Below are 15821 nucleotides of genomic sequence, written 5' to 3'. Positions count from 1 at the left end.
CATGACAGAAAACGTATTGGAGAAGGATTCGGTTTTCGTGCTCAGCGCCAACGCGCGCGCCGAGATTGAGCATGAGATCCAACATTACGAAGATCCGCGAGCCGCTTCGATCGAGGCGTTGAAGATCGTGCAGAAAGAGCACGGCTGGGTACCGGATGCGGCCATCGACGCCATCGCCGAGGTACTGGGTATCCCGGCCGCCGACGTGGAAGGGGTGGCGACATTCTACAGCCAGATCTTCCGCCAGCCGGTCGGACGCCACATCGTGCGTTACTGTGACAGTGTAGTGTGTCACATCACCGGTTATCAGGGGATCAAGGCGGCGCTGGAGAAGACGCTGAATATCCAGCCGGGCGAGACGACCCAAGATGGCCGTTTTACCCTGTTGCCAACCTGTTGCCTGGGGAATTGCGACAAGGGGCCGAACATGATGATCGACGAGGATCTGCATGATCATCTGACGCCTGAGCGCGCCATCGAACTGTTGGAGCGTTACAAATGAGAGAGATTATTCGTACCGCTGAGACCCATCCGTTGACCTGGCGGCTGCGCGACGACAAACAGCCGGTATGGCTGGAGGAGTATCGTGCCAAGAATGGTTACCAGGCCGCCGCGCGCGCCCTGAAAGGGATGGCGCAGGATGAGGTGGTGACGCTGGTTAAGGATGCCGGCCTGAAAGGGCGTGGCGGCGCGGGCTTCTCTACCGGCCTGAAGTGGAGCCTGATGCCCAAAGACGAAAGCATGAATATCCGCTACCTGCTGTGCAATGCGGATGAGATGGAACCGGGCACCTACAAAGACCGTCTGTTGATGGAGCAGTTGCCGCACCTGCTGGTGGAGGGGATGCTGATCGGCGCCTATGCGCTGAAGGCTTACCGCGGTTATATCTTCCTGCGCGGCGAGTATGTGACGGCGGCGGAGAACCTGCGCCGGGCGATCGCCGAAGCCCGTGCGGCTGGGCTGCTGGGCAAGAATATTCTCGGTAGTGGCTTCGACTTTGAACTGTTCGTGCATACCGGTGCCGGGCGCTACATCTGCGGCGAGGAAACAGCATTGATCAACTCGCTGGAGGGGCGTCGGGCTAACCCGCGTGCCAAGCCGCCGTTCCCGGCTTCGGCGGGTGTCTGGGGCAAGCCGACCTGCGTCAATAACGTCGAGACATTATGCAACGTGCCGGCGATCGTCGAACACGGTGCCGCCTGGTATCAGGGGTTGTCCGCCGGCAAGAGCCAGGATGCGGGCACCAAGCTGATGGGTTTCTCCGGACGGGTGAAGAACCCCGGCCTGTGGGAGCTGCCTTTCGGCACCACCGCGCGCGAGATCCTGGAGGATTACGCCGGTGGGATGCGCGACGGCCTGAAGCTGAAGGCGTGGCAGCCGGGCGGGGCGGGGACCGACTTTTTGACCGAGGCACACCTGGATCTGCCGATGGACTTCGCCAGCATCGGCAAGGCCGGTAGTCGCCTGGGTACCGCGTTGGCGATGGCTGTCGACCATGAGGTCAACATGGTTTCGCTGTTGTGTAACCTGGAATCCTTCTTCGCCCGAGAGTCCTGCGGTTGGTGTACGCCATGCCGCGATGGTCTGCCGTGGGGGCTGAAGATCTTGCGCGCCTTGGAGCGCGGCGAGGGACAACCGGGGGATATCGAAACCCTTGAGCAGCTGTGCCGCCTGTTGGCACCGGGCCATACCTTCTGCGCCCACGCCCCCGGGGCGGTGGAGCCGTTGCAGAGCGCGATTAAATATTTTCGTGACGAGTTCGAGGCTGGCATTGCCCGCGAGACGGTCGGCAACCTCAACCCGATTCGTGGCATTCAGCCTAACTTGCTGAAATCGCGTTGGTAATTGCATCCTGTCGCCGCGGTTGCGCGGCAGGATAAGGTTTTCTTATTTTGGAAGCATGTCAATGGCAACAATACATGTAGACGGCAAGGCGTATGACGTCGACGGGGCGGAGAACCTGCTACAGGCCTGTCTCTCCCTCGGCCTCGACATTCCCTACTTTTGCTGGCATCCGGCGCTGGGCAGCGTCGGCGCCTGCCGCCAGTGTGCGGTGAAGCAGTATCAGAACGCCGAGGATACCCGCGGGCGTCTGGTGATGTCCTGTATGACGCCGGCCGCCGATGGCACCTATATCTCCATCGATGATGAAGAGGCCAAACAGTTCCGCGAGAGCGTGGTCGAGTTCTTGATGACCAACCACCCGCATGACTGCCCGGTGTGTGAAGAGGGCGGCAACTGCCACTTGCAGGATATGACCGTGATGACCGGCCATCGTCTGCGCCGCTACCGTTTCACCAAGCGTACCCATGAGAATCAGGATCTGGGGCCATTCATCTCCCACGAGATGAACCGCTGCATCGCCTGCTACCGCTGTGTGCGTTATTACAAAGATTATGCTGGCGGTACCGATTTCGGTGTCTACGGCGCGCACGACAACGTCTACTTCGGTCGTCCGCAGAGCGGGACGCTGGAAAGCGAGTTCGCCGGCAACCTGGTGGAAATCTGCCCGACCGGGGTGTTTACCGACAAGACCCACTCCGAGCGTTACAACCGTAAGTGGGATATGCAGTTTGCGCCGAGCATTTGCCAGCAGTGCAGCGTCGGTTGTAACACCAGCCCCGGCGAGCGTTATGGTGAACTGCGCCGTATCGAAAACCGCTTCAACGGTACCGTGAACCACTACTTCCTGTGCGATCGCGGCCGCTTCGGCTACGGCTACGTCAACCTTAAGGATCGTCCGCGCCGTCCGCAACAGCGGCGTGGTCAGGACTGGATCGAGCTCAACGCCGAGCAGGCGCTGCAAGGCGGGGCCGATATCCTGCGGCGCGCCAAGAAAGTGATCGGTATCGGCTCGCCGCGCGCCAGTGTGGAGAGCAACTTCGCCCTGCGTGAGTTGGTCGGGGCGGAAAACTTCTATAGCGGCATCGAGGTGGGCGAACTGAAACGCCTGAACCTGATGCTGTCGGTGTTGCGTGAGGGGGGGATCTATACGCCGTCGTTACGCGAGATGGAGCAGTATGATGCGGTGTTGATCCTCGGTGAGGATGTGACCCAGACGGCGGCGCGTATCGCCCTGGCGCTGCGTCAGGCGGTGAAGGGTAAGGCACAGGCCATGGCCGCCGCCCAGCGAGTGGCCGATTGGCAGATCGCCGCGGTGCAGAACATCGGTCAGCATGCCAAGTATCCGCTGTTCATCACCAGTGTGGATGAAACACGTCTGGATGATATCGCCGCCCTTAACTACTGTGCTCCGGTGGCCGATCAGGCTCGCCTCGGTTTCGCCGTGGCCCATGCCTTGGATGCTGCCGCCCCGGCGGTCGAGGGGTTGTCGGACGAGGTGCAACGTCAGGTCGATATCATCGCCCAGGCGCTGGCTGGCGCGCGCAAGCCGCTGATTGTCACCGGTAGCGGTGCGGGCTATACCCCGATGATCGAGGCGGCGGCTAACGTGGCGCGCGCCTTGAAACAGCGTGAGCTGGAGGTCGGCATCACCTTTGTACCGGCTGAGGCGAATAGCATGGGGCTGGCGATGTTGGAGGCCTCCTCGCTGGATAATGCGTTGGTACAGTTGGAGCAGGGCTATGCCGACACGGCGATCGTGCTGGAAAACGATCTCTACCGTCATGCGCCGCGTGCGCGCGTCGATGCAGCCTTGGCCAAGGCCAACGGCGTGATCGTCATCGACCATCAGCGTACCGCCATCATGGAGCACGCCGATCTGGTGTTGTCGGCGGCAAGCTTCGCCGAAAGCGACGGAACGCTGGTCAACCAGGAGGGGCGTGCGCAGCGTTTCTTCCAGGTATTCGATCCGGCGTTTTACGATGATCCGAAGAAGAAGTCACCGACCATCATGTTGGAGGGGTGGCGTTGGTTACATGCCCTGCGTGTCAGCGCCGGTCGGCAGGCGCCGGATTGGACCCAGCTCGATCAGGTGATCGCCGACTGCGTGCAGGCCTGTCCGCAGTTTGCCGGTATGGTCGACGCGGCGCCTAATGCTGCTTTTCGTATCCGTGGGCAGAAGTTGGCGCGTGAACCGCACCGCTACAGCGGGCGTACCTCGATGCTGGCCAACATTAACGTGCATGAGCAGCGCCAGCCGCAGGATAAAGATACCGCTTTCGCCTTCTCGATGGAGGGCTACAGTGCGCCGCAGGCTGAGCGTCAAGAGTTTGCCTTTGCCTGGGCTCCTGGCTGGAACTCGCCGCAGGCTTGGAACAAGTTCCAAAACGAGGTGGGGAGCCACCTGCGTTTCGGCGATCCGGGGGTGCGTCTAATCGAGACTGGCACGGGGAGTTTGCCTTATTTCACTCAGGTTCCGGCAGCATACCAGGTACATGGCTGGGTGATCGCCCCGTACTACCACCTGTTTGGCAGTGACGAGCTGACCCAGCGTGCCCCGGTGATCCAGCAGCGCATGCCGCAGGCCTGCGTCCGTGTCAGTCCGGAGGATGCCGCGCGCATGGGCGCGCAAGCAGGTGCGCTGATCGAGGTAACCTGCGCCGGCGAGGCGTTGCGTCTGCCGTTGCAGATCAGCCCACGGCTGCAACCGGGTCAGGTCGGCTTGCCATTGGGCATGCCAGGGATATCGCCGGTACTGAACGGCGTTAAAGTGGATTCAATGCGGGAGGCTGCGCTATGAGCGTAATAACGCCGGATTCGGTGGAGATCCTTCTCACCGTGCTGAAGGCTGTGGTGATCCTGCTGGTGGTGGTCACCTGTGGGGCCTTTATGAGCTTCGGCGAGCGGCGCTTGCTGGGGCTGTTCCAGAACCGCTACGGGCCAAGCCGTGTGGGCTGGGGGGGCTCATTGCAGTTGGTGGCAGACATGATCAAGATGTTTTTCAAGGAGGATTGGGTTCCGCCGTTCACCGATCGCTTGATCTTCACCTTGGCACCGATGATCGCCTTCTGCTCACTGCTGCTCTCCTTCGCCATCGTGCCGGTAGCGCCGGGTTGGATGGGGGCCGATCTGAACATCGGTATCCTGTTCTTCCTGATGATGGCGGGGCTGGCGGTGTATGCGGTGCTGTTCGCCGGTTGGTCGAGCAACAACAAATACTCGCTGTTGGGGGCGATGCGCGCCTCGGCACAGACCCTGAGTTACGAGGTATTCCTCGGTCTGTCGCTGATGGGCGTGGTGGCGCAGGCGGGCTCCTTCAACATGCAGGTGATCGTCGATTCGCAGACCCATCTGTGGAACATCATTCCGCAGTTCTTCGGCTTCTTGACCTTCATCATCGCCGGCGTGGCGGTGTGTCACCGTCACCCGTTCGATCAGCCTGAGGCTGAGCAAGAGTTGGCCGACGGTTACCATATTGAATACTCCGGGATGAAGTTCGGTCTGTTCTTCGTCGGCGAATATATCGGTATCGTCACCATCTCGGCGTTGATCGTTACCTTGTTCTTCGGCGGTTGGCATGGCCCGTGGCTGCCGCCGTTTATCTGGTTCGCCATCAAGACCGCTTTCTTTATGGTGATGTTCATTCTGGTACGCGCCTCCCTGCCGCGTCCCCGCTATGACCAGGTGATGGCCTTCGGTTGGCGTATTTGTTTGCCGCTGACGCTGATCAACCTGCTGGTCACGGCGGCTGTCATTTTGTATCACGCTTAGTCAAAGGGGTGAGTGTAACCATGACATTGAAAGAGTTAGTGGTTGGTTTCGGCACCCAAGTACGCAGCCTGTGGATGATCGGCTTGCATGCTTTCGCCAAACGCGAAACCAAAATGTATCCGGAGGAGCCGGTTTACCTGCCTCCGCGTTACCGTGGCCGCATCGTGTTGACGCGCGATCCAGACGGGGCGGAGCGCTGTGTGGCCTGTAACCTGTGTGCGGTCGCTTGCCCGGTCGGCTGTATCTCGTTGCAGAAGGCGGAGACCGAGGATGGCCGCTGGTATCCAGAATTCTTCCGCATCAACTTCTCGCGCTGCATTTTCTGTGGCATGTGCGAGGAGGCGTGCCCGACCACGGCGCTACAGCTGACCCCAGATTTCGAGATGGGGGAATTTCGGCGTCAGGATCTGGTGTATGAGAAAGAGGATCTGCTGATTTCCGGGCCGGGGAAATACCCTGACTACAACTTTTACCGTATGGCCGGTATGGCGATCGATGGCAAAGCCAAGGGCGAGGCCGAAAACGAAGCCAAACCGATCGACGTCAAAGGTCTGTTGCCCTAAGGAGCCGAGCATGGAATTTGCCTTTTATGTGGCGGCGCTGGTGGCGGTGTTGGCGACGATCCGTGTGATCACCCATACCAACCCGGTACATGCGTTGCTCTATCTTATTGTCTCACTGCTGGCGGTGGCGGCGGTGTTCTTCTCCCTCGGTGCCTATTTCGCCGGGGCGTTGGAGATCATCGTCTATGCCGGTGCCATCATGGTGCTGTTCGTCTTCGTAGTGATGATGCTCAACTTGGGTCACTCGGTGGTCGAACAGGAGCGTGCCTGGCTGCGTCCTGGGGTGTGGATCGGCCCGGCGTTGTTGACGCTGATCCTGCTGCTGGTGGTGCTGTATGCGATTTCGACCCTGCAAGGTGGGACGATCAGCGGCCAGGTCGTGGACGCCAAGGCGGTGGGGATCGCTCTGTTCGGGCCCTATGTGCTGGCCGTGGAGCTGGTCTCCATGTTGCTGTTAGCCGGGCTGGTGGTGGCCTTCCATATCGGTCGTGAACATCGTCAGGGCGAGGTTCTGAGCAATCAGAACTCGACTCAGGGCGGCGCGGCGAGCACGCCGCGCAATAAAGCGGAGGAGCGCGCATGATCCCGTTACAACATGGGCTGATTTTGGCAGCCATTCTGTTCGTGCTGGGGCTAACCGGTTTGTTAATCCGGCGCAACCTGCTGTTTATGTTGATCAGTCTGGAAATCATGATCAATGCGGCGGCGTTGGCCTTTGTGGTGGCCGGTAGCGTGTGGGGCCAGGCCGACGGCCAGGTGATGTATATCCTGGCGATCAGCCTGGCGGCGGCGGAGGCCTCCATTGGTTTGGCGCTGTTGCTCCAGTTGCATCGTCGCCGCAACACCCTGAATATTGATACTGTCAGTGAGATGCGCGGATGAACCTACTCTATTTAACCATTCTGCTGCCGTTGCTCGGGTTCCTGATCCTGGCCTTCTCGCGTGGCCGGCTGTCAGAGAATAGTACGGCGATCATCGGGGTTGGCTCCGTCGGGCTGGCCGCCCTGGTCACCCTGTATGTTGGCTTTGACTTCCTGACGGCGGATCAAGGCGGCGGTTTCGTCTATAACCAGCACCTGTGGAACTGGATGGCCGTTGGCAACTTCACTATCCCGGTGACCCTGAGCCTGGATGGGCTGTCGTTGACCATGCTGTCGGTGGTCACCGGGGTTGGCTTCCTGATCCACCTGTTCGCCTCGTGGTATATGCGTGGTGAGGAGGGCTATTCCCGCTTCTTCGCCTATACCAACCTGTTTATCGCCAGCATGGTGGTATTGGTACTGGCGGATAACCTGATGCTGATGTATCTCGGTTGGGAAGGGGTGGGACTGTGTAGTTATCTGCTGATCGGCTTCTACTATACCAATCCAGATAACGGGGCGGCGGCGATGAAGGCCTTCATCGTCACGCGCGTCGGCGACGTCTTCCTGGCTATCGGCCTGTTCATTCTCTATCACCAGTTGGGGACCCTGAATATCCGTGAACTGATGGTGCTGGCTCCGCAGCAATTGGCGGTCGGCTCCCCGGCGATCACCTGGGCGACCCTGATGCTGCTGGGAGGCGCGGTGGGTAAGTCGGCACAGCTACCGTTGCAGACCTGGCTGGCCGACGCGATGGCCGGTCCGACGCCGGTCTCCGCATTGATCCACGCCGCGACCATGGTGACGGCGGGGGTCTACCTGATCGCCCGCACTCATGGCCTGTTCGTGCTGGCACCGGAGGTGCTGCACCTGGTGGGGATCATCGGCGCGGTGACGCTGGTGCTGGCCGGCTGCGCCGCTCTGGTGCAGACGGACATCAAGCGCGTGTTGGCCTACTCCACCATGAGCCAGATAGGCTACATGTTCTTGGCGTTGGGCGTGCAGGCCTGGGATGCGGCTATCTTCCATCTGATGACCCATGCTTTCTTCAAGGCGCTGCTGTTCCTGGCCTCCGGCTCGGTGATCCTGGCCTGCCATCATGAACAGAATATCTTCAAGATGGGCGGTCTGCGTCATAAACTGCCGTTGACTTATCTGTGCTTCCTGGTGGGGGGCGGGGCTTTGGCGGCGTTGCCGTTGATCACTGCCGGCTTCTACAGTAAGGACGAGATCCTGTGGGGAGCGCTGGCCTCCGGCCATGTTAACCTGATGATGGCCGGGCTAGCGGGCGCTTTCCTGACCTCTCTGTATACCTTCCGCATGATCTTCATCGTGTTCCACGGCGAGGCGCATACCCAGGCCCATGAGGTCAAGGGGTGGACGCACAATCTGCCGTTGATCGTATTGATGATCCTGTCGACCTTCGTCGGTGCATTGATCACGCCGCCGCTGGCCGGGGTCCTGCCGGCCATGCCGCAGGGCGAGGGCGGCAAGATGACGCTGGAGATCGCCTCCGCCATCGTCGCCATCGCCGGGTTACTGCTGGCGGCGCGTCTCTACCTGGGGCAGCGTCAGTGGGTCAACCAGATTGCCGCCAGTGCGCCGGGACGCTTCTTGTCGACCTGGTGGTTCCATGCCTGGGGTTTTGATTGGTTGTACCAGCGGATCTTTATTCAGCCGTTTAAGGCCGTCGCCTGGCTGGTGCGCCGCGATCCATTCGATCGCCTGATGAACCTGTGTGGCTGGGTGGCGCGTCTGGGTAATCGCGTGCTGGTGGTCAGTGAAAACGGCCAACTGCGTTGGTATGCCGCATCGATGGGTATGGGGGCAGTGGTCGTTTTGGCGCTGTTGTTATTGGTTTAGTGAAGCACGTTAAAGCGGGTGAGGGGACGACCCTCGTCTCCTCCGTTTGAATGTATTCAGAATAAGGGAAACAAAACGCCATGTTATTACCTTGGCTAATTCTTATCCCGCTGATCGGCGGTCTGCTGTCCTGGCAGGGTGAACGCCTGGGGCTGAAAGCGCCGCGCTGGATTGCGCTAGTGGCGATGGGCCTGACGTTGGCGCTCTCCCTGTACCTTTGGTTACAGGGCAACTATGGCCTGATGCAGCCGGCGGGGATCCCGCAGTGGCAGTCGAGTTTCTCGGCGCCATGGATCCCCAGCCTGGGCATCTCTTTCCACTTGGCGCTCGACGGTCTGTCGCTGTTGATGGTGGTGCTGACCGCGCTGCTGGGGGTGTTGGCGATCCTCTGTTCCTGGAATGAGGTACATCGCTATCAGGGCTTCTTCCACCTGAACCTGCTGTGGATCCTGGCGGGGGTGATCGGCGTCTTCCTGGCCATCGACATGTTCCTGTTCTTCTTCTTCTGGGAAATGATGTTGGTGCCGATGTACTTCTTGATCGCCCTGTGGGGTCATAAGGGATCGGACGGTAAGACGCGTATCAGCGCGGCGACCAAGTTCTTCATCTATACCCAGGCCAGCGGTTTGGTGATGTTGATCGCCATCTTTGGCTTGGTATGGGTACACTACAACGCCACCGGGGTATTGAGTTTCGATTATGAAGTGTTGCTCAATACGCCGATGAGCCATACGGTGCAATACCTGCTGATGCTGGGTTTCTTCATCGCCTTCGCCGTCAAGATGCCGGTGGTGCCGTTGCATGGCTGGCTGCCGGACGCACACAGTCAGGCGCCGACCGCCGGCTCCGTCGACTTGGCCGGTATCCTGTTGAAGACCGCCGCCTATGGCTTGCTGCGCTTCAGTTTGCCGCTGTTTCCTCAAGCGTCGCATGAATTTGCGCCCATCGCCATGGCGCTGGGGGTCATCGGCATCTTCTACGGTGCCTGGATGGCCTACGTGCAGACCGATATTAAGCGCTTGATCGCCTACACCTCGGTATCGCACATGGGGTTCGTGATGATCGCCATCTACTCGGGCAGTCAGTTGGCGTTCCAGGGCGCGGTGATCCAGATGATCGCCCATGGTCTCTCCGCCGCCGGTCTATTCATCATCACCGGCCAGTTGTATGAGCGTCTGCATACCCGCGACCTGCGCGAGATGGGCGGTCTGTGGGGGCGCTTGAAGTACTTGCCGGCGTTGTCGCTGTTTTTCGCGGTGGCGACCTTGGGGATGCCGGGTACCGGTAATTTCGTCGGTGAGTTCATGATGATGTTCGGCAGCTTCCAGGTGGTGCCGGTGACCACGGTGGTCGCCAGCTTCGGCCTGGTGTTCGCCTCGGTTTATTCGCTGGTGATGATGCAGCGTGCTTACTACGGTGCGCCTAAGTCTGACCAGCCGCTGGCGAGCCTGAGCGTGCGTGAATTATCGCTGATCCTGCTGCTGGTGGTATTGCTGGTGCTGTTGGGGATCTTCCCGCAGCCGGTGCTGGATACGTCTAGCGCGGCGATGGGGAATATTCAGCATTGGTTTGCTTCTGCTTCAACTTTAACCACAAGGCCGTAAATCGCCATGACAATAACTCCTCAAAATCTGATCGCATTGCTACCGCTGTTGATCGTCGGATTGACGGTGGTGGTTGTGATGCTGTGCATTGCGTGGCGACGCAACCACTTCGTCAACGCGACGGTGACCGTGATCGGCCTCAACGCGGCGCTGCTCTCTCTATTGCTGGTGGCCGCCGCGGTGCCCAGCGACATCACGCCGCTGATGCATGTCGATGGTTTCTCGATGTTCTATATCGCGCTGGTGCTGATGTCGGCGCTGGCGACGTGTACTTTCGCCTATCCGTGGTTACAGGGCTATCCGGATAACCGCGACGAGTTCTACCTGCTGGTGCTGATCGCCACCTTGGGCGGCATCTTGCTGGCTTGCGCCAACCACCTGGCGGCGTTGTTCCTGGGGATCGAACTGATCTCCTTGCCGCTGTTCGGCTTGGTGGGTTACGCCTATCGCCAGAAGCGTTCGTTGGAGGCGGCGATTAAGTATGCCATTCTCTCTGCCGCCGCTTCCGCCTTCCTGTTGTTCGGTATGGCGCTGCTGTACGCGCAATCCGGCGATCTCTCCTTCGCCGGTCTGGGCTATACCCTCGGCGGGGATCGGTTAACGCAGCCGTTGGTGTTGGTTGGTCTGGGAATGATGCTGGTCGGTTTCGGCTTCAAGCTGTCGCTGGTGCCTTTCCAGTTGTGGACGCCGGACGTCTATCAAGGGGCGCCGGCACCGGTCTCTACCTTCCTGGCGACCGCCAGCAAGATCGCCATCTTTGCGGTGTTGTTGCGTCTGTTCATCCTGTTACCGGCAACCGACAGCGAGGCGATGCGCGTGGTGTTAGGGGTTATCGCCTTCGGCTCCATCTTGTTCGGTAACCTGATGGCAATCACCCAGAGCAACATCAAGCGTCTGCTTGGCTACTCCTCCATCGCCCATCTGGGCTACCTGTTGGTGGCGTTGATCGCGGTGCAGAGCGAGGGGATCGCCGTCGAGACTGTCGGGGTCTACCTGGCCGGCTATCTGTTCGCCAGTCTGGCGGCCTTCGGTATCGTCAGCTTGATGTCTAGTCCGTATAGCGGGCCGGACGCCGAGTCGCTCTACTCCTATCGCGGCCTATTCTGGCATAAGCCGATCCTGTCGGCGGTGATGACGGTGGCGATGCTCTCCCTGGCCGGTATCCCGATGACGCTGGGCTTCATCGGTAAGTTGTTCGTGGTGATGGCGGGGGTCAGCGCCGGGCTGTGGTGGCTGGTCGGCGCGGTGGTGGTCGGTAGTGCCATCGGCCTGTACTACTATCTGCGCGTGGCTGTCAGCATGTATCTGCGCGCGCCGCAGACCTTGATCCGCGATACACCGAATAACTGGGCGTTGACCGCCGGTGGTGTGGTGGTGCTGCTCTCTGGGGTGTTGGTGGTGCTGACGGGGATCTTCCCGCAGACGCTGATCTCGCTGGTGCAGTTGGCGCAGCCGATGCCATAAGGGTAAGGCGCCAACAGACGCTGCTGCGTGACAACAATGCCGGGCCTGGTGCCCGGCATTGTTGTCTCTGTCCTCAGCGGGGGGCGGTTAGCGTAGAATGGAGAACAGCAGATCGCAGGTGAAGCAACTGATGCTAAAGACGCACAGACGGATCCAGGTACTCTCGACGCCGATCATGATGGACAGTAGCGTCATGCCGAGACTGAAGATCACCGTGATGAGTAGGCTAGGCCAGGTAGACATCGTATTCCCTCCCAGGAAGAGGCCGGCGGTGGGATGCAGGTTATCCGCCGGCTCGTCTGCGCCCCGGCGGCCGTCGCCAACGGGGCATCCGCTTTTATTATGCGCCAGCGCGCGCGTAATACCAGCGAGCGGGAGTCACAAGAGGTCGAAGTGCGCACGCTTCACGCGTTGCGAGTCGCAGCCGATAAACACATTGATCCGTCCAGGCTCGGTTACCTGACGCAGTTGGGCGTTCCAGAAGCGCAGTTGCTGGGGTGTCAAGGTGAAGCTGACTCGGCGCCGCTCGCCTGGTTGCAGCATCACTTTGCGGAAGTCTTGCAAGGATTTCAGCGGACGGCTGAGGCTGGCAACCGGATCCTGGAGGTAGAGTTGCAACACCGCTGCGCCGGCCCGCCGACCGTTATTGCTAACCTCGATACTGGCCTCGATCTGCCCGTCGCGCGTCAGTTGCGGGGCGGAAAGGGTGATCTCGGAGAGCGTGAAGGTGGTGTAGCTCAGACCGTAACCGAACGGATAGAGTGGGCCGTTGGCTTCGTCGAAATAGTGCGAGCTGTACTTCTCCGGCTGTTGCGGATCGTAGGGGCGGCCAGTATTCAGGCGGCTGTAATAGGTCGGGATCTGGCCGACGGAGCGCGGGAAAGAGATTGGCAGCTTGCCGGAGGGATTGACGTCGCCGAACAGCACGTCAGCGACGGCGTTACCCCCTTCAGTACCGGGAAACCAACTCTCCAGGATGGCGTCGGCCTGCTGATCTTCATGCACCAAGGTTAATGGGCGGCCATTCATCAGCACCAAGACCAGCGGCTTGCCGGTCTGCTTCAAAGCGGCGATCAGAGCCTGCTGGCTCTGCGGCAGGCCGATGTGGGTACGGCTAGAGGCCTCATGGGCCATACCTTGCGCCTCACCGACCACCGCTACCACCACATCGGCACGGCGAGCGATGGCGACCGCCTCGTCGATCATCACCTGGGCGGGACGCGGGTCGACGCTAACCGAGGGGCCATACTGGTTGAGAAACTGGAGAATATCCGCCTCATTGCTGACGTTGGCGCCGCGTGCGTACAGCACCGTGCCGAGACCGGCCATGGCGCGGCGAATGCCGCTGAGGATGGTCACCGCCTGGGCGGGATTACCGGCGGCGGACCAGCTGCCGATGACGTCCCGTTGGCTGTCCGCCAGAGGCCCCACCACGGCGAGCGTGCCGCGACGGTTCAGCGGGAGCGTCTCCAGGCGGTTCTTCAGCAACACCAGGCTCTGAGCGGCGACCGTGCGCGCCTCGGCGCGGTGTAGGCGGTTTTCGGCATCCCTATCCAGCGGATCGCTAGCGGCGGGGCCGAGGTGACGATAGGGATCGTGGAATAACCCCATATCATACTTGACGTTGAGCACGTGGCGGCAGGCATTGTCGACCTCGCTGAGGCTGACACGCCCGCTTTTCACCAGGCCAGGCAGATAGCGGCTGTAGTATTCGTCGCTCATGCTCATGTCGATGCCTGACTGGATGGCCAGGCGCACCGCATCCTGGGGATCGCTGGCGACACCGTGATTAATCAGCTCCTTAATGGCGCCGTGATCGCTGATGGTGATGCCCTGGAAGCCCCATTGCTCGCGCAACAGTGTTTTCAGCAACCAGGGATTGGCGCTGGCCGGGGTGCCGTTGATGGCGTTGAGGGAGACCATGACGCCGCCGCTGCCGGCATCCAACGCCGCCTTATAAGGCGGGAGGTAGTCTTGGAACATGCGCTGCGGGCTCATGTCGACGCTGTTGTAGTCGCGACCGCCCTCGACCGCGCCGTACAGAGCGAAGTGTTTGACGCTGGTCATTAAGGCATGGCGATCACTGACGCGCGCGCCCTGCATCGCCTTGACCATCAATCGCCCCATCTCCGCGGTGAGGTAAGTGTCTTCGCCGAAGCCTTCGGAGGTGCGTCCCCAGCGAGGGTCTCGGGTGACGTCGACCATCGGTGCCCAGGTCATGTTTAGACCATCCTCGCTCGCCTCATAGGCAGAGATACGTCCGACGGTGCCGATCAACTCACGATCCCAACTGGCGGCCAGACCGAGGCTGATCGGGAAGATGGTGCGTTGGCCGTGGATCACGTCGTAGGCAAAGAACAACGGAATCGCCATCCGGCTGTGATTGACCGCCTGATCCTGCATGCCGCGAATACCGCGTCGGGTGACGGTATTGAAGATGGCGCCGACCTGGCCGTCGGCGATCATCGCGTAGACCTTCTCCTTGGGATTATCGGGGCCGACGCTGATCAGGCGTAATTGGCCGATCTTCTCTTCCAGGGTCATGCGTTGCAGCATCTGGTCGACGAAGGCGTCGCGCGGGAGGGCGGGGTCGGGCCAGGTATCAGGGTAGGGCGTGGTCGCGGCGAGGGCGGGTGCCGTGAGCAGGGCGCCGAGCAGGCCGAAGGGGCGAAGCCATTTCATGGTGTTCAGGTTCTCTTTGCCAGGGCTGCGTAACGCAGCGTAATCGGATAAATAAGTGGAGATATATCATACAGGTGAATGCTGATAGCGTAGCGGCGATTTATCGGTTATGTGGGGCGGATCGCCCGGCATAGCGGCGTGGTAAGGGGGGAGCGAAAAAGAAACGGGGCGGCGCAGGCCACCCCGTGGCGAGACGCGCTTAGCGCGTCTTCTTAGGCGGCATCATCAGCAGCAGGGCGTTGTCACGGATCACGTAATGATGGAACAACGCGGCGGCGGCATGCAGGCTGATCAGCGCATAGCCGATGTTGGCTAACAGCTCATGCCATGTTTTAAGCTGTGACTTGATCGCCGGATCCGGGCTGACCCACGGCGTGATGGTCATGCCGAGAAACGACCAGGTCTTACCACCATAGGCCATCATGGCGACGCCGAGCAGCGGGATAGCCAGGAACCAAAGATAGAGCGCCAGATACATCAGGCGCGCCATCAGGTGTTGCCAGCGCGGAGGGGAAGGGAGGATCGGCGGATCTGGCAGGATATGACGCAGTCCTAAACGGATGAGCATGATGATCCAAACCAATACGCCGGCGTTGTAGTGGGTCTCGCGCATCAGCAAGTAAGGCGCCGAGTTTTTCTCAAACAGGCCGCGAAACTCGATGCTGATATAGGCGATGATAATCAGTAATAGGGTTATCCAATGTAGGGATATCTGTATCTTACTAAAACGTTGCATGGTATCTCACTCTTATCAGGAGGCTACATTGTAGACGAAATCATTAATTCGAATAGTAGTCTTAGGCCGGTAAATCGGCCACAAACGTGCTTTCAGAATATTATCAAGTGTAATTAATTATCATTTTCAATTATTGGCTTCGCCGTATCGTTAGAGGCAGAGAAATATGGTGGGAAAAAGGTTTCGCTGAGGATACGTCATTAGGTATGGTGGCGGGTGTTCTCAACCTTCTTTAACTGGCTTAAATGCATTAGCTACATTAAGCCGATTAACCTCAGTTGGCTTTAGGCTTATTTATCTTTGGGACGCTAATTGATGCCGTGACGGATAGAGCAGAAAAGGTAGAGAGAATGTGTCGGCGACTGTAGGGGATACGCATGGAATGAGGATAAATTAGGCGTTGAACAAATAACAGACGCGGCGCTCCTATTTGCCG

At 59.8% G+C, this 15821-nt stretch carries 13 protein-coding genes; 10 read left to right on the top strand and 3 right to left on the bottom strand.

Annotated elements, in window-relative coordinates; all coding sequences use genetic code 11:
- Nucleotide 1: 1 nt before the first annotated feature.
- From nuoE to nuoN, 10 genes are all read left to right on the top strand, one after another.
- Complete coding sequence (nuoE, locus tag EHO01S_RS02730) at nt 2-502, top strand: NADH-quinone oxidoreductase subunit NuoE (RefSeq protein WP_024522519.1); 501 nt, start codon at nt 2-4, stop codon at nt 500-502.
- Complete coding sequence (nuoF, locus tag EHO01S_RS02725; protein ID WP_024522518.1) at nt 499-1845, top strand: NADH-quinone oxidoreductase subunit NuoF; 1347 nt, start codon at nt 499-501, stop codon at nt 1843-1845. Before nuoE ends, nuoF begins: the two co-directional genes overlap by 4 nt.
- A gap of 61 nt (nt 1846-1906) precedes the next feature.
- Nucleotides 1907-4642 carry an NADH-quinone oxidoreductase subunit NuoG gene (nuoG, locus tag EHO01S_RS02720; protein ID WP_024522517.1) on the top strand — a complete coding sequence of 912 codons (2736 nt, stop codon included), beginning with the start codon at nt 1907-1909 and terminating at the stop codon, nt 4640-4642.
- Entirely contained in the window at nt 4639-5613 is a 975-nt protein-coding gene (gene nuoH, locus EHO01S_RS02715; RefSeq protein WP_024522516.1) for an NADH-quinone oxidoreductase subunit NuoH, read from the top strand. The genes nuoG and nuoH overlap by 4 nt, the downstream gene beginning before the upstream one ends.
- Before the next feature lie 20 nt (nt 5614-5633).
- Nucleotides 5634-6176 (top strand): NADH-quinone oxidoreductase subunit NuoI, encoded by a 543-nt coding sequence (gene nuoI, locus EHO01S_RS02710; RefSeq protein ID WP_005288223.1) that lies wholly within the window; start codon nt 5634-5636, stop codon nt 6174-6176.
- A gap of 10 nt (nt 6177-6186) precedes the next feature.
- Complete coding sequence (gene nuoJ / locus EHO01S_RS02705; RefSeq protein WP_024522515.1) at nt 6187-6759, top strand: NADH-quinone oxidoreductase subunit J; 573 nt, start codon at nt 6187-6189, stop codon at nt 6757-6759.
- Nucleotides 6756-7058 carry an NADH-quinone oxidoreductase subunit NuoK gene (gene nuoK, locus EHO01S_RS02700; RefSeq protein WP_005288207.1) on the top strand — a complete coding sequence of 101 codons (303 nt, stop codon included), beginning with the start codon at nt 6756-6758 and terminating at the stop codon, nt 7056-7058. Before nuoJ ends, nuoK begins: the two co-directional genes overlap by 4 nt.
- Nucleotides 7055-8899, top strand: coding sequence for an NADH-quinone oxidoreductase subunit L (gene nuoL / locus EHO01S_RS02695; RefSeq protein ID WP_024522514.1), 1845 nt, complete (start codon nt 7055-7057; stop codon nt 8897-8899). Before nuoK ends, nuoL begins: the two co-directional genes overlap by 4 nt.
- Before the next feature lie 80 nt (nt 8900-8979).
- Nucleotides 8980-10503: an NADH-quinone oxidoreductase subunit M gene (nuoM, locus tag EHO01S_RS02690; protein ID WP_024522513.1), complete on the top strand. Its 1524-nt coding sequence runs from the start codon at nt 8980-8982 to the stop codon at nt 10501-10503.
- A 6-nt stretch (nt 10504-10509) separates the two neighbouring features.
- Nucleotides 10510-11967: an NADH-quinone oxidoreductase subunit NuoN gene (gene nuoN / locus EHO01S_RS02685; protein WP_024522512.1), complete on the top strand. Its 1458-nt coding sequence runs from the start codon at nt 10510-10512 to the stop codon at nt 11965-11967.
- Nucleotides 11968-12054: 87 nt separating this feature from the next.
- On the opposite strand, the gene EHO01S_RS19135 is transcribed toward nuoN, so the two are convergent.
- The 3 genes from EHO01S_RS19135 to EHO01S_RS02670 all read right to left on the bottom strand — a co-directional run bounded on the left by EHO01S_RS19135 (nt 12055) and on the right by EHO01S_RS02670 (nt 15385).
- Nucleotides 12055-12210, bottom strand: coding sequence for a hypothetical protein (locus EHO01S_RS19135; protein ID WP_167352254.1), 156 nt, complete (start codon nt 12208-12210; stop codon nt 12055-12057).
- Between the two features lie 135 nt (nt 12211-12345).
- A complete protein-coding gene (gene bglX, locus EHO01S_RS02675) occupies nt 12346-14649 on the bottom strand; it encodes a beta-glucosidase BglX (RefSeq protein ID WP_024522511.1) in 2304 nt (767 codons plus the stop codon).
- A gap of 199 nt (nt 14650-14848) precedes the next feature.
- Nucleotides 14849-15385, bottom strand: coding sequence for a cytochrome b (locus EHO01S_RS02670; protein WP_024522510.1), 537 nt, complete (start codon nt 15383-15385; stop codon nt 14849-14851).
- Between the last annotated feature and the right edge of the window lie 436 nt (nt 15386-15821).

The sequence above is a fragment of the Edwardsiella hoshinae NBRC 105699 = ATCC 33379 genome (assembly GCF_000474215.1).
GTDB classification, from domain to species: domain Bacteria; phylum Pseudomonadota; class Gammaproteobacteria; order Enterobacterales; family Enterobacteriaceae; genus Edwardsiella; species Edwardsiella hoshinae.
Note: the sequence above shows the minus strand (reverse complement) of the source record. Positions and strands in the feature narration are given on the sequence as shown.

Excerpts from the sequence above, each read along its gene's own strand:
- nuoG (WP_024522517.1), top strand. The coding sequence starts at position 1,907 with ATGGCAACAATACATGTAGACGGCAAGGCGTATGACGTCGACGGGGCG.
- bglX (WP_024522511.1), bottom strand. The coding sequence starts at position 14,649 with ATGAAATGGCTTCGCCCCTTCGGCCTGCTCGGCGCCCTGCTCACGGCA.
- nuoE (WP_024522519.1), top strand. The coding sequence starts at position 2 with ATGACAGAAAACGTATTGGAGAAGGATTCGGTTTTCGTGCTCAGCGCC.
- EHO01S_RS19135 (WP_167352254.1), bottom strand. The coding sequence starts at position 12,210 with ATGTCTACCTGGCCTAGCCTACTCATCACGGTGATCTTCAGTCTCGGC.
- nuoJ (WP_024522515.1), top strand. The coding sequence starts at position 6,187 with ATGGAATTTGCCTTTTATGTGGCGGCGCTGGTGGCGGTGTTGGCGACG.
- nuoM (WP_024522513.1), top strand. The coding sequence starts at position 8,980 with ATGTTATTACCTTGGCTAATTCTTATCCCGCTGATCGGCGGTCTGCTG.
- nuoK (WP_005288207.1), top strand. The coding sequence starts at position 6,756 with ATGATCCCGTTACAACATGGGCTGATTTTGGCAGCCATTCTGTTCGTG.
- nuoF (WP_024522518.1), top strand. The coding sequence starts at position 499 with ATGAGAGAGATTATTCGTACCGCTGAGACCCATCCGTTGACCTGGCGG.
- nuoN (WP_024522512.1), top strand. The coding sequence starts at position 10,510 with ATGACAATAACTCCTCAAAATCTGATCGCATTGCTACCGCTGTTGATC.
- nuoI (WP_005288223.1), top strand. The coding sequence starts at position 5,634 with ATGACATTGAAAGAGTTAGTGGTTGGTTTCGGCACCCAAGTACGCAGC.
- EHO01S_RS02670 (WP_024522510.1), bottom strand. The coding sequence starts at position 15,385 with ATGCAACGTTTTAGTAAGATACAGATATCCCTACATTGGATAACCCTA.
- nuoL (WP_024522514.1), top strand. The coding sequence starts at position 7,055 with ATGAACCTACTCTATTTAACCATTCTGCTGCCGTTGCTCGGGTTCCTG.
- nuoH (WP_024522516.1), top strand. The coding sequence starts at position 4,639 with ATGAGCGTAATAACGCCGGATTCGGTGGAGATCCTTCTCACCGTGCTG.